Source organism: Psychromonas sp. MB-3u-54, from assembly GCF_002836415.1.
In the GTDB taxonomy this organism is placed as follows: domain Bacteria; phylum Pseudomonadota; class Gammaproteobacteria; order Enterobacterales; family Psychromonadaceae; genus Psychromonas.
In genome coordinates this window covers 58,868-72,596 of record NZ_PJBP01000117.1, presented here as the reverse complement: position 1 = coordinate 72,596, position 13,729 = coordinate 58,868, and the positions used below count along the sequence as shown (strand labels likewise).

Genomic DNA, 13,729 nt, shown 5'->3' with positions numbered 1-13,729 from the left:
GAAAGGAGTTTTGGATGTTAAGTCAATTGCGTCATATAGTAGAGCAGGTCGGCAATGCAAAAAATTTAACTGAGGCTATGGACACTCTGGTGCGCCAAACAAAATTAGTCATGGAGGTCGACTGTTGCTCTATTTATATTACCGATGAGAATACCTCTCAACTTAATTTGATCGCCAGTGAAGGCCTTGCAAGCCAAGTTGTTGGTTTTTCCTACCTCAAATTTGGCGAAGGTATTATAGGCTTAATTCACCAGAAGGGAGAGCCTTTAAACATTGCCAATATCACCGAGCACCCCAATTACAAATATCTGCCAAGCAGTGGAGAAGAGTCTTTTAATTCATTATTAGGCACGCCAATCATCCATCGTCGAAAAGCATTAGGGGTGTTGGTTGTACAGCAAAAAGGCCCGCGTTTATTCAGCGAATTAGAAGAATCTTTTTTACTCACTTTAGCAATGCATTTAGCCAGTGTACTTGACCAGCCCTTTAGTTTAGATGTTGAACGATTAAACCAGCCAAGGGCATCAATTTATCTGCAGGGTTCTCCTGCAAGTCCGGGCATTGCAATCGCAGATGCCTATGTTGTACGTTCTATTATGACATTAGCGGAAGTCAGAATAGAAAAAAGTGACTCGATCGTTAAAGATCTCCAGCTGTTTGAGGCAATCGTCAAAAAATGCATCGACGAATTTTCTAATCTGGCATTAACACTTAAAGAACAAGTCTCAAAAGACGCCTTCCTCCTGTTTGATATTTACTCGCATATTCTAAAAGATAAAACATTTTTAAATGCAATTAGAGTACAAATCAATGAATCTCATTTAAGCGCCCCCAGTGCGGTTAAAGTGGTCGCCGAATCTTATATCAAACAATTTGAGGCGATGAGTGATCCCTACTTAAGTCAGCGCTCTTCAGACATTCGGGATGTTTCACAACGTTTGTTATTCCATCTTACCCATCAGGTCGAAGAGAATTTAAATTTACCCGATAAGCTGATTCTAGTGGCTAATGAAGTGACTTTATCGATGGTTGCTAGTATCCCAAACGACAAGTTACAGGGCATTGTCTCGGTTCATGGTGGTATTGGTTCTCACGTTGCGATTTTAGCGCGTACACTCGGTATTCCCGCGGTGATGGGCGTGCAATTTTCTTTAAATAATATTAATCAGAAAAGTTTAATTATCGACGGTTATGAAGGCAGCGTGATTCTGCTGCCGGAGCAATCATTAGTGAGTCATTATCAATCGCTGCTCGATGAAGAAAATGAATTAAAAAAGCGGGTTGAATCTGACCAGCATGAAAAAGCCGTTACCCTTGACGGTCATGCGATTTCGATACTGCTAAACATCGGTTTAAATGCCAGACAACATGGAACAATATTAGGGCATTTTGATGGCATAGGTTTATACCGCAGTGAATTACCTTTTATGCTGACGGACTCCTTCCCTACCGAACAGGAACAGGTTCACGTCTACCAACGGCTGCTTGATCAATATGCCAAGTTACCGGTAACCATGCGTACTTTGGATATTGGTGGTGACAAATCGCTTAGTTATTTTCCGATAGTCGAAGATAACCCCTTCCTTGGTTGGCGTGGTATTCGTTTAACTCTGGATCATCCTGAAATATTTCTGGTTCAGATTAGAGCGATGTTAAGAGCCAGTGTAAAGCATCAAAATTTACGTATTATGCTGCCAATGGTAACTTCGATTGAAGAGGTGGACGAAGCCAATAAATTGATTACTCAGGCATGGAATGAAGTTAAGTTTGAACTTGATTATTCCTCTGAAGCATTCCCTATGCCCCCAATAGGTGCCATGGTCGAGGTACCTGCTGCTGTTTTTCTTATGCCTGCACTCGCCAAAAAAGTAGACTTTGTTTCAGTTGGCAGCAATGACCTGATCCAATATTTATTAGCGGTGGATAGAAATAATAGCCGTGTGGCGTCGCTTTACGATAGTTATCACCCTGCCGTGCTGCAAGCGCTAAAAATGATCATAGATAACGGTAAGCGCTTTGATTTGGAAGTGAGTATCTGCGGCGAACTTGCTGGCGATCCTATTGGCGCTTTAATTTTGATCGGCCTGGGTTATAGCAAATTGAGCATGAATTCCTATAACATGGGGCGAATCAAGTATTTAATCAATGCGCTTCCCCGTTATGAATTAGAGTCTTGTATAGAGCTGGCTTTAAAGGCAAACAAGGGTAAAGATATTCGCGCTATTTTTGCTGATTATCTTAATCTAAAAGGATTAGGTGGGTTTATTCGTGCAGGTAAATAGTCACTATTAGATAAGATAAAAGCCGGTTTTGATACTCGGCTTTTATCTTTTATCTTTTATCTTTTATCTTTTATCTTAAATAGCAAAGCCACTCATTTTCTATGCTGTTACCGCAGTTTCAATGGTATCAGCTTCTGGTAATTCTTCTGCTCCGTAACAAGCTGCTGCTGTAAAGATCACATCCGTTGAGCTATTTAATGCGGTTTCCGCTGAATCTTGAACAACACCAATAATGAAACCTATTGCGACAACCTGCATTGCTACCTCATTGGGTACACCAAATAACCCGCAGGCGAGTGGAATTAATAATAAAGAACCACCTGCAACACCAGATGCCCCGCAAGCGGAAACAGCTGCTACCACGCTTAATAAAATAGCGGTGGCAATATCAAACTCAATACCCAGAGTATGCACTGCCGCCAAGGTTAATACTGTGATTGTTATTGAGGCACCCGCCATATTGATGGTTGCACCAAGCGGAATTGAAACAGAGTAAGTATCTTCGTGCAGATCTAATTCCTCACACAACGCCATGTTTACCGGGATATTGGCAGCTGAACTGCGAGTAAAAAAGGCAGTGACGCCAGATTCGCGTAAGCACTTGAAAATTAAAGGGTATGGATTCGTTTTTGTTTTGCTGTATACAATAAGAGGGTTAACCACTAAGGCAATTAAGATCATACAGCCAAGTAATACGGCTAATAAATGGGTGTAGCCTAAAAGCGCCTCAAAGCCTGTTTCTGCAATAGTACCTGCGACTAAGCCAAAAATACCAAGAGGGGCAAAACGTATCACTACATGGACAATGTTGGTCACTGCATTGGAGATATCATGTAATGCCTGTTTGGTACTTTGGTTTGCACGTTGCAGAGCAAAGCCTAAACCTGCCGCCCAGGCTAAAATGCCAATGAAATTGCCGCTCATTAATGCATTTACCGGGTTATCAACGATTTTAAATAAAAGGGTATTTAATACTTCAAGGATTCCGTTTGGCGGAGTTGCTTGAATATCGGTTGCCACTAGTACTAAGGTGGTAGGGAAAAAATAACTCACCAGAACAGCTGTAGAAGCTGCAAGTAGCGTGCCGACCAAATACAGCTTAATAATAGGTTTGAGGTTGGTCCGGGTGTCTTTTTGTTTATTCGCAATCGAAGATGCAACCAGCACAAAAACTAAAATGGGTGCGACAGCTTTTAAAGCACCGACGAATAAACTGCCTAAAAAAGAGATTGATAAGGCGCTTGCTGGTGAAAAGCTTGCAAGTGTTAAACCGGCTGCAATGCCTATTACTATTTGTAATACTAAACTGCCGTTTGAAAATCGTTGTAAAAGAGTGGGGTTGGGGGGCATATCTTAAACCTTTTTTATATTGTGGGATGTTAGCCAATAAATCTATTAGTTACCGGTAGACGGAAATTACCTTTAGATGGGCAATTGGCGCATATTATAAAGCTGTATAGGGGGATTATAAAGTGCTTAGACTGATGATTTGTGAGACCTATCGTAAAAGTGTAACATTTACAGGTAAAAATATAACATTTACAGGTGAAAATATAACATTTACGGGTGAATATTTAACATTTAAAGGTAGGTATTTAACATTTGCAGGGAAGGATTTAACATTTGCAGGTGAAAAATGGAACAATCTTAATGGGTCTGCAGCTATCGGTCTATAGTTGTCTGCCTTCGAGTCGAAGGTGATAAATAATCTCAGAATCTTATTCAGTGAGTGGTCGCCATCCTATGTGCTTAATGCGAAGCTATTATTGGTATCATCGGGTGATTGGGTTATGATACTACCCCGTTTAAAGCATCGTTAAATGAGTCGCTAAATGTCAGTTTCAAATTTCGTTTTACCCAAAATAGACCCAATCGCAATTAGTATTGGTCCTCTGGATATTCACTGGTATGGTTTGATGTATTTGCTTGGTTTTGCTTTTGCCCTGTGGATGGCAAATCGTCAATGCGATAAATCAAACGGCATCTGGACACGTGAACAAGCCAGCGATCTGCTTTTTTATGGATTTATGGGGGTTATTTTAGGTGGCCGCGTAGGATATGTCTTGTTTTACCAATTCCCGCTGTTTTTAGATAACCCGCTTTATCTGTTTAAAATATGGGAAGGCGGCATGTCATTTCATGGTGGTGTGCTGGGTGTTGCCACAGCCATTATTTTTTATGCTATAAAGAATAAACGTTCAATTTTATCCGTTGGTGATTTTGTAGTGCCGCTTTTACCCGTTGGACTCGGCGCCGGGCGTATCGGTAACTTTATTAACTCTGAGTTGTGGGGACGAGTGACTGATTCTCCCTTTGGCGTTATCTTCCAAAACGCAGGTCCATTACCCCGCCACCCATCACAACTGTACGAATTTGCTTTGGAAGGTGTGGTCTTATTTATTATTCTCATCCTCTATATTCGTAAAACCCGACCAGCTGGCTCAATTACCGGGTTATTTTTATTAGCCTATGGCGTGTTTCGATTTATCGTTGAGTTTGCACGAGAGCCGGATGCACATCTTGGATTGTTAAGCTTAGGGCTAAGCATGGGGCAGCTATTATCATTGCCTATGATCTTTGTCGGAACGGCATTCATTATTTATGCCTACAGAGCGAAAGCACAAGCAGCATCTCAATCCGTTAATCCCAAAGCCAAAAAAAATAAGGCCAAAAAAAATCTGGCTAAAAAATCATAATTCACCCGTTTAGGTAATAGAAAATGAAACAATATTTAGCATTATGTCAGCGCATTGTCGAAAAGGGTGTCTGGATTGAAAACGAGCGAACCGGCAAACGTTGTTTGACGGTGATCAATGCCGACCTTGAGTATGATGTGGGAAATAATCAATTTCCTATGATAACGACGCGCAAAAGTTTTTATAAGTCAGCCATTGCAGAATTGATTGGTTATCTCCGCGGTTATGATAATGCGGCTGATTTCAGAAAATTAGGCACTAAAACCTGGGATGCCAATTCCAATCTCAATAATGCCTGGCTGAATAATCCGTACCGTAAAGGTGAGGACGACATGGGCCGTGTTTATGGGATTCAGGGGCGTTCATGGGCTAAGCCGGACGGCGGTTTTATTGATCAGCTTAAAAAAGTCGTTGATGATCTCAGTAACGGGATCGATGATCGCGGGGAAATAGTGACATTTTACAATCCCGGTGAATTTGAAATGGGCTGTTTGCGCCCCTGTATGCATACGCACACCTTTTCATTACTTGGCGATACTCTGTACTTGACCAGTTACCAACGCTCCTGCGATGTGCCGCTTGGCCTTAATTTTAATCAAGTTCAGGTCTTTGCCTTGCTCGCGTTAATGGCGCAAATAACCGGTAAAAAAGCGGGCATGGCTTACCATAAAATAGTAAATGCACATATTTATGAAGATCAGTTGGCATTAATGCGTGATGTGCAGCTACCACGTTTACCCTTTGCCTCTCCAAAATTAAAGATTAATCCGAAGATTAAATCATTACAGGATCTGGAAACCTGGGTAACCATGGATGATTTTGAAGTGGAAGGGTATCAATGCCACGATCCAATTAAATATCCTTTCTCCGTATAATTTTTAAAGCCTACTAAACAAAAAGCCCCGCTTAATTCTGTATATTAAGCGGGGCTTTTTGTTGGGTCTTTATTTATGACTTAAGTCATCGTTACAAATTCTTCAGCACTGGTTGGGTGAATCGCGACACAGCTATCAAAATCCGCTTTGGTTGCGCCCATTTTCATGGCCACCGCAAAACCCTGCAAAATCTCATCGGATGCCAGACCAATACAATGTAAACCGACCACTTTTTGGTTTTCTCCGGCACAAACTAATTTCATTCGTGTTGGTTGGCGCATGGTCGTCATCGCAGTATACATACTGGTAAATTGTGAGGTATAAACCTTCAGCTTGCTTTTGCCGTATTTTTCTTCCGCCTCAAGTTCTGTCAAGCCTATTGTTCCGATTGGCGGGTGGCTAAAGACTACTGTCGGCACTAGTTTAGCATCTAAATGCGCATCGAGTTGTCCGTTAAACAAACGCTCTGACAAAAATCTTCCGGCCTTGATGGCAACCGGGGTTAGTTGGATTTCGCCGGTATTATCGCCTACCGCATAAATACCTTGAGCCGTTGTATTTTGGTATTTATCAACATTGATAAATTGATGTTTATTAAGTTCAATATCGGTATTTTCCAGACCGATATCAGTATTGGCAGGGTTACGACCAATGGCCCAAACCAGACAGTCAACGGTCAGCGATTTTTCATTTTCTAAATATAAGGTCAGGCTGCCATCAGCATTTTTATGTACTGATTTAGGGGTTGAGTGAGTATGTAGTGTCGGGCCTTCTTCCTGCATCACTTCAACCAATGTGGAGGAAAGCATATGATCGAATTCACGCAAAAAAGTATGACGACGACAAAGTAAATGGGTTTCACTGCCCAAGGCATTAAATACACCCGCTATTTCCACCGCGATATAACCTGCACCAACAACGGCGACCCGTTTTGGCTGCTCATCCAGGGCAAAAAAACCATCGGATGTAATACCGTGTTCCGCTCCCTCAATTGCTGGGACAGTCGGAGCACCACCCGTTGCAACCGTAATATGGGGCGCTGTGTAGGTTTTTCCGTTGACTTCAACCGTATGATTATCAATAAACTTAGCAAAACCGTCAATCACAGTAATATTATTGTTACCTAAAACCCGTTCATATGATTGATGAATACGCGCAATATAAGCTTCGCGGCTTTCAATTAATTTTGCCCAGCTGAAATTTTTAAGCGGTGCATCAAAACCATAATCAGGCGCATAGCGCAGCGCATCTGCAATTTGTCCGGCATACCACATCGCTTTTTTAGGCACACAGCCAACATTTACACAGGTGCCGCCCAATGCTTTTGCTTCAATGATTGCTACTTTTTGTCCATACTTTGATGCCCGGTTAGCGGAGGCAATGCCGCCACTGCCGCCGCCAATACAGATATAGTCAAAATCGAAATTATTATTACTCATGGGTATCCTTAAATTTTGTTGTGCGATTATGCGCTGACTTCCTGGTAAGCCCAAGTCAGCCAAGGCAATAAAGCTTGTAAATCGTGTTTTTCTACCGTGCTGCCGCACCAAATACGTAAACCACTGGGTGCGTCTTTATAAGCTGCAATATCAAAAGCAACCTGCTGCTCTGCCAGTAAATTAACCAATGCTTTAATTTGTGAATCACTTAAATCCAGGGATAAACAGACGCTGGTATTGGAGCGAATACTTGCATTTTCGGCTAAGAAATTAATCCAGCTATTATTGGCCACAAAAGTCTCTAAAACAGCTAAGTTATCCAAAGACTTCTGAATGCTTGCCTGAACGCCTCCCATCTCTTTTACCCAGTTAAGGGCGTCTTGGTAATCAGCGATACAAAGCATGGAAGGGGTGTTAATGGTTGCGCCATTAAAAATACCTTCAATCAGTTTTCCACCTGCTGTTAAACGGAATATTTTAGGTAACGGCCAGCTTGGCGTATAGCTTTCTAAACGCTCAACGGCACGGGGACTTAAAATAATAATTCCGTGGGCGCCTTCACCGCCAAGCACTTTCTGCCAGCTAAAGGTGGTGACATCTAATTTTTCCCAGGGTAACGGCATTGCAAATACAGCAGAAGTTGCATCACAAATGGTTAGGCCCTGGCGATCATCTTTAATAAAATCACCATTTTCAACCTTAACACCAGATGTTGTGCCGTTCCAAGTGAAAACAACATCATTTTCCGGATTAACTTTTGATAAATCGGGCAACTGCCCGTAATCTGAACTGATTTTATTGACCTTGTCTAATTTCAGCTGCTTGATAATATCCCCATACCAGCCTTCACCAAATGACTCCCAGTAGCAGACATCAACGGGTCTTGGGCCGAGCATTGACCATAAAATCATCTCCATCGCGCCGGTATCTGAAGCGGGCACAATACCCACCCGGTAACCTTTAGGCAGTTGTAATATTTCAGCCGTATCAGAAATTACTTTTTCCAAGGCTTTTTTGCCAAGACTAGAGCGATGAGAACGCCCTAATGCACAAAGATCGAGTTGACTCACATCATAACCCGGACGTTTTGCGCATGGACCAGATGAAAAATTAGGAACCGCAGGTTTGATGCTTGGTTGTGGGGTACTCATATTAATCAATCCTTGTTAAATGATTATTGTGTTTGAAACCTAAAAATACATTAAAGAGTCGCAACTGGCTATGAGTTAAAAATAAAATTTTTATGCGAGTCCATTTAGGCTTGAACTGTTTGTTTTGTCGTCAGTTAAACATTTTAGCAGTATAAAATACTTTACTTTAAATCTAGCTTAGGTATTATTCAACACGTCTGCAGGGGCGTAGTTCCAACGGTAGAACGACGGATTCCAAATCCGTATGTTGGGAGTTCGAATCTCTCCGCCCCTGCCAAACATTATATGAAGCCTCGACTTATGTCGGGGCTTTGTTGTTTCTGGAAGAATGAAAAGTATTCTTCATCAAATCATGCGTCATTAGCTTGTCTGGGCTTTATTATTTCCAGGCTAATGCTTAAAATTGATAAAAGGTTAGCGTCAATTCGCCTTAATCGATAAACACCTTATCCCCTCAGTTTTATGCGTTACAAATACACTCTGCTGTTCATATCCTGTATTTCACCTGCCGAAGCAGATCCTGGTCAATTCAACAGCATCAGATACTTAGTTATGCTACTGTCTTTATGCGAAATCATCTGTCCTGCTTGTGAAGCGGGGCCTTGATTTTGGGGTTTATAGCCGTTAATTTAATGCCTAATACCAATCCGCATAAGTAAATGGTCTAAAATTGCGCAGGAAAAAGTAATGATAGCAAGATGTTTGATTGAGCAATAGCTGGCTATTGGGATTGAAAACAACGACGCGAGCGTGAATTTTAACAAGTAAGATAGGTCAGATATTTATGCGGATTGCTATAATGAAGTTGCCCAACTTATCTACTTTTAAAGCGGCCTTTTCCCAGCCGACGGTAATACAGCCAAAAACCATTAGGGTCTGTTAACCTTCGTGTGCATTGTTGAAGCAATTTGTGCGAAGGCAGATCATAAGCAGGCGATAACGCATACGATCGTGCGCAGAAATGCTGCCGGTAGTGCATTGAGTACCGTCGTATTGCTAACCCGATTATTTTCCGTTTGCTTATAAACACCTCTGTTTGAGTTACATTGCAACTCTTTAAAATGCCAAGCAAAGTACGGGGAGTCCAGCGTTTTTAAAGATCTCGAATATAGACAAGCTTAGTGGTAAATCTAATGCTAATTTTCCATAATTAATGTTGTTTTTCCATCAAATACTCTTTTACAAACTCTGTGAATACTTTTAAACGAGAGGGCATATATTTGTTCTGAGCATATTGCATGGCTATCACTCCAGAATAATTTCCCTTTATCTGCCAATCAGAAAGGACGGGAACAACATCATTATTCTCTAATGCTTCTTTAATCACGAAATCTGGAAAGATACCGATCCCAAATCCATCTTTAACACCATTTAATCTCATTTGAGAATGATTCACAGCATAACGTCCAGTCACCGCAATAACATGCCTCTCTTCTTCTTTCATAAATTCCCATATGTGATCTATTGTTGTCTCACCTAAATATAAACAATCATGATTAGATAATTCTTGTGGGTGAGTCGGTAATCCTCTCTCCTCTACATAAGAGGGGCTTGCGCACAAGGTTAAGTTAACCTTACCTATCTCTTTCATGATAAGACCTTCAGTCGGTTTATCAGTTAATCGAAAAACCACATCTATACCTTGAGCTATCATATCGATATCACCATCCGATGCTCTTAGCTTTAATTGAATTTTAGGGTATTGAGTTAAAAAAGGGGTAACCAAAGGTTGAAGTACAATAGTTAAAAATGCTTTGGGTGCAGCAACCGTTAAGATTCCAGAAGGAACAATATGCTCCAAACTAGAAATATCAATTGCCTGTTGTGCTGCCTCGACGATAATTTCGGATTGCTGGTATATTTTTTTACCCGGTTCTGTAATAAGCAAGCTACGTGTTGTCCGTTCAAACAACTTAACGGACAACGCACTTTCTAGGCGTGTGATTAACTTACTCAATGCCGATGGGGTAACACCCAATTTTTTCGCTGCCGCTGTAAAGCTTCCCTCATTTACTACGACTATGTAGGTAGCGAGATCGGGCAATAAAGTAATAAGTTTATTTGTGACCATGATTCATCAATGCTTTTCCATTTGTAGGGCTAATAGTAGTAATCGGTTTCAATTAGAATCTATTTGTCGAATTTTTATTATACTTTTTATACGCAACAATCATAATTAAAAGAAGGAAGTACTATGTCTTCTACATTTTACACTCAGATCAAAAATAAAATTAAAGAAGTAAAGAGCGAAGGTTTATACAAATCTGAACGCATCATTACCTCTGCGCAAAAAGCGTCTATTTCTATCTCTACAGGCCAAGAAGTTTTAAACTTTTGTGCAAACAACTACTTAGGTTTAGCTAATCACCCTACTCTGATTGAAGCTGCAAAAGACGGTATGGATGAACACGGCTTTGGTATGGCTTCAGTTCGTTTTATATGTGGTACTCAAGACTCACATAAAGTACTAGAAGAAAAGCTCTCTACTTTCTTGGGCAAAGAAGACACTATTCTTTACACATCATGTTTTGATGCCAATGCAGGTTTATTTGAAACCATTCTAGGCAAAGAAGACGCAATCATCTCCGATGCATTAAACCACGCGTCAATCATTGATGGTGTTCGTCTTTGTAAAGCGATGCGTTTCCGTTACGCAAATAACAACATGGCTGAACTTGAAGAGCAGCTAATCGCAGCGAAAGAAGCGGGTGCTCGTCATACACTTATAGTAACTGATGGTGTGTTCTCAATGGATGGTGTGGTTGCAAATCTTCCTGCTATTTGTGATTTAGCTGATAAATATGGCGCACTTGTTATGATTGATGATTCTCATGCAGTGGGGTTCATGGGCGACAATGGAGCGGGTACTCATGAATACCATAATGTTATCGACCGTATTGACATCATCACAGGTACTTTAGGTAAAGCAATGGGGGGGGCATCAGGCGGTTACACTTCAGGAAAAAAAGAAGTGATTGATTGGTTACGTCAACGTTCACGTCCTTACCTGTTCTCTAACTCTGTTGCTCCTGCAATCGTGTCAGCATCAATTCGTGTTCTTGATTTACTTGCCGAATCCGGCAATTTACGTACAAAATTGTGGGAAAACTCAGCACACTTCCGTACTCGCATGGAAGCGGCAGGTTTCACCATGGGCGGTGCTGATCACGCGATCATTCCTATCATGTTAGGTGATGCAAAAGTAGCTTCAGAATTCGCAGAACGAGCACTAGAAAAAGGCATCTACGTTGTTGCTTTCTCTTTCCCTGTTGTTCCTAAAGGCCAGGCACGTATTCGTACACAAATGTCTGCAGCTCATTCTCGTGAGCAGCTAGATTGCGCAATTGATGCCTTTATCAAAGTAGGTAAAGAGATGGAGCTAATTAAATAATGAAAATTAAAGCACTTTCAAAACTAAAGCCTGAAGAAGGCCTCTGGATGACCGAAGTTGAAAAACCAGAAATGGGCCATAATGACCTTCTTATACGTATTAAGAAAACCGCGATTTGTGGTACTGATATACACATCTACAACTGGGATGAATGGTCTCAAAAAACCATTCCTGTTCCAATGGTTGTTGGTCACGAATACGTCGGTGAAGTAGTTGGGGTCGGTCAAGAAGTTCGCGGTTTTGAAATTGGTGACCGCGTTTCTGGTGAAGGCCATATTACTTGTGGACATTGTCGTAACTGTCGTTGTGGTCGTACTCACCTTTGTCGAAATACAACCGGTGTTGGTGTAAACCGCACAGGTGCTTTCTCTGAATTCTTAGTCATTCCTGCGTTTAACGCCTTTAAGATATCAGCAGAAATTTCTGATGATCTCGCGGCTATTTTTGACCCCTTTGGTAATGCAGTTCATACCGCGCTGTCGTTTGATTTAGTGGGTGAAGACGTGCTTATCACGGGTGCTGGCCCAATTGGCATAATGGCAGCCGCAGTTGCAAAACACGTTGGCGCTCGTCATGTTGTTATTACTGATGTTAATCAATATCGCCTCGATCTTGCTAAGAAAATGGGCGTAACGCGTGCAGTAAACGTAATGAACGAGAAACTTGAAAACGTGATTTCTGAGCTTGGTATGACTGAAGGTTTTGACGTTGGCTTAGAAATGTCCGGTAACCCATCAGCGTTCAACAGCATGCTAATAAATATGAACCATGGCGGTAAGATTTCTTTATTAGGAATTCCACCCTCAGACATGTCAGTAGATTGGAACCAAGTGATATTTAAAGGGCTAGTAATTAAAGGTATCTACGGTCGTGAAATGTTTGAAACGTGGTATAAAATGGCAAGTTTAATCCAATCTGGCTTAGATCTTACACCCATCATCACCCATCATTACAAAATTGATGACTTCCAAGCTGGCTTCGACATGATGCGCTCAGGTATGTCCGGTAAAGTTATTTTAGACTGGGAATAATCATTCCAAGGTACAATAAATTGAATATTGGCTGAATTTAGGTTTGGCCTTTTTTGTATACATTATTCGGCAGTATTGAGGTGTTGTCATTTACAGAGCGATGCCGATTAAAACCACTCAATCACTGCATTATGCGGAATTATCTGTCCTGATTGCGAAGCGAGGGCTTTATTTGGGGATTTATAGCCGTTAATTTAATGCCTAATTAAGTTGAACAACGTTGGCTGTCCCAACTTACCTTTGTCCTACCTTTTCTATTACCGATTCAATATGACAATAAAGTCGCTAATAGAGTGTCTTTTTTTATTGACTATTAGAGAGCTTAAGTTCTTTGTCATCTGTTTCTGCTGACGGCATTTGATCCAATAGTATGTAAAAGAAATAAACCATTATCCTTCAAACAGTCCCTCTGTTTTTTAATATGTTCTCTGTAATTCCGAGGCCCAACATGTTCAAACATTACAATAGAAACAACATGATAAACACTTTTACAATCCCAGTCTCCCCTAACATAGGCTTCTTCAAGAGCCAAAGATCCTCCCGCCAATAGGTCATCATAAAATCTGCTATTATGAACTTGAATATCATCATCTTTGGAGCCATTCAGTCTGATATCTGCAGAACTCAGAAGTCTTTGAATAAACTGTTTTGAGTTTTTCATCGCGCTTCCTATTTTTTAATCATCTCTCATTTTTGAATGTTGTACAAATTATTCAGTACAGGAAGAATAAAAGCCTTTCACCCAAATAACCTGTGCAAATCAACCTGGATAACTTTTGACCGGCTATTTGTTCTTCTTATCTCAAGTGCAGAGCCGCAGCCGAAACCTGTGACTGGGAAGGGTGGTCTGCAGCAACAATCCTG

11 protein-coding genes and 1 tRNA gene are annotated in these 13,729 nt (G+C 41.1%); 7 read left to right on the top strand and 5 right to left on the bottom strand.

Annotation, left to right across the window (positions count from 1 at the left end):
- The first annotated feature begins 14 nt into the window (after positions 1-14).
- Complete coding sequence (gene ptsP / locus CXF72_RS06930; protein ID WP_101038038.1) at positions 15-2,282, top strand: phosphoenolpyruvate--protein phosphotransferase; 2,268 nt, start codon at positions 15-17, stop codon at positions 2,280-2,282.
- Between the two features lie 99 nt (positions 2,283-2,381).
- Here ptsP and sstT read toward each other — a convergent pair whose 3' ends face one another.
- Complete coding sequence (gene sstT / locus CXF72_RS06925; RefSeq protein ID WP_101038036.1) at positions 2,382-3,632, bottom strand: serine/threonine transporter SstT; 1,251 nt, start codon at positions 3,630-3,632, stop codon at positions 2,382-2,384.
- A gap of 134 nt (positions 3,633-3,766) precedes the next feature.
- On the opposite strand from sstT, the gene CXF72_RS06920 reads away from it, so the two are divergent.
- The 3 genes from CXF72_RS06920 to CXF72_RS06910 all read left to right on the top strand — a co-directional run bounded on the left by CXF72_RS06920 (position 3,767) and on the right by CXF72_RS06910 (position 5,853).
- Complete coding sequence (locus tag CXF72_RS06920) at positions 3,767-3,958, top strand: hypothetical protein (RefSeq protein ID WP_101038034.1); 192 nt, start codon at positions 3,767-3,769, stop codon at positions 3,956-3,958.
- Between the two features lie 156 nt (positions 3,959-4,114).
- Positions 4,115-4,978 carry a prolipoprotein diacylglyceryl transferase gene (gene lgt, locus CXF72_RS06915; RefSeq protein WP_101038032.1) on the top strand — a complete coding sequence of 288 codons (864 nt, stop codon included), beginning with the start codon at positions 4,115-4,117 and terminating at the stop codon, positions 4,976-4,978.
- Between the two features lie 23 nt (positions 4,979-5,001).
- Positions 5,002-5,853 carry a thymidylate synthase gene (locus CXF72_RS06910; RefSeq protein ID WP_101038030.1) on the top strand — a complete coding sequence of 284 codons (852 nt, stop codon included), beginning with the start codon at positions 5,002-5,004 and terminating at the stop codon, positions 5,851-5,853.
- Between the two features lie 80 nt (positions 5,854-5,933).
- Here the strand turns inward: CXF72_RS06910 and gorA are convergent, their stop codons facing one another.
- Together gorA and CXF72_RS06900 are read right to left on the bottom strand one after the other, a co-directional pair.
- On the bottom strand, positions 5,934-7,292 hold the full coding sequence (gene gorA, locus CXF72_RS06905; protein ID WP_101038028.1) for a glutathione-disulfide reductase: 1,359 nt from the start codon (positions 7,290-7,292) through the stop codon (positions 5,934-5,936).
- A gap of 26 nt (positions 7,293-7,318) precedes the next feature.
- On the bottom strand, positions 7,319-8,443 hold the full coding sequence (locus CXF72_RS06900; RefSeq protein WP_101038026.1) for a phosphoserine transaminase: 1,125 nt from the start codon (positions 8,441-8,443) through the stop codon (positions 7,319-7,321).
- A 201-nt stretch (positions 8,444-8,644) separates the two neighbouring features.
- On the opposite strand from CXF72_RS06900, the gene CXF72_RS06895 reads away from it, so the two are divergent.
- Positions 8,645-8,720 (top strand) — tRNA-Trp (locus CXF72_RS06895).
- Between the two features lie 873 nt (positions 8,721-9,593).
- Here CXF72_RS06895 and CXF72_RS06890 read toward each other — a convergent pair.
- A complete protein-coding gene (locus CXF72_RS06890) occupies positions 9,594-10,514 on the bottom strand; it encodes a LysR family transcriptional regulator (protein ID WP_101038024.1) in 921 nt (306 codons plus the stop codon).
- A gap of 123 nt (positions 10,515-10,637) precedes the next feature.
- Here CXF72_RS06890 and CXF72_RS06885 point away from each other — a divergent pair, with 123 nt between their 5' ends.
- The gene (locus CXF72_RS06885; protein ID WP_101038022.1) at positions 10,638-11,834 is read left to right on the top strand and encodes a glycine C-acetyltransferase; all 1,197 of its coding nucleotides are present in this window, start codon (positions 10,638-10,640) and stop codon (positions 11,832-11,834) included.
- Positions 11,834-12,865 (top strand): L-threonine 3-dehydrogenase, encoded by a 1,032-nt coding sequence (tdh, locus tag CXF72_RS06880; protein ID WP_101038020.1) that lies wholly within the window; start codon positions 11,834-11,836, stop codon positions 12,863-12,865. Before CXF72_RS06885 ends, tdh begins: the two co-directional genes overlap by 1 nt.
- Before the next feature lie 334 nt (positions 12,866-13,199).
- On the opposite strand, the gene CXF72_RS06875 is transcribed toward tdh, so the two are convergent.
- Positions 13,200-13,526 (bottom strand): class I SAM-dependent methyltransferase, encoded by a 327-nt coding sequence (locus CXF72_RS06875; RefSeq protein ID WP_101038018.1) that lies wholly within the window; start codon positions 13,524-13,526, stop codon positions 13,200-13,202.
- Between the last annotated feature and the right edge of the window lie 203 nt (positions 13,527-13,729).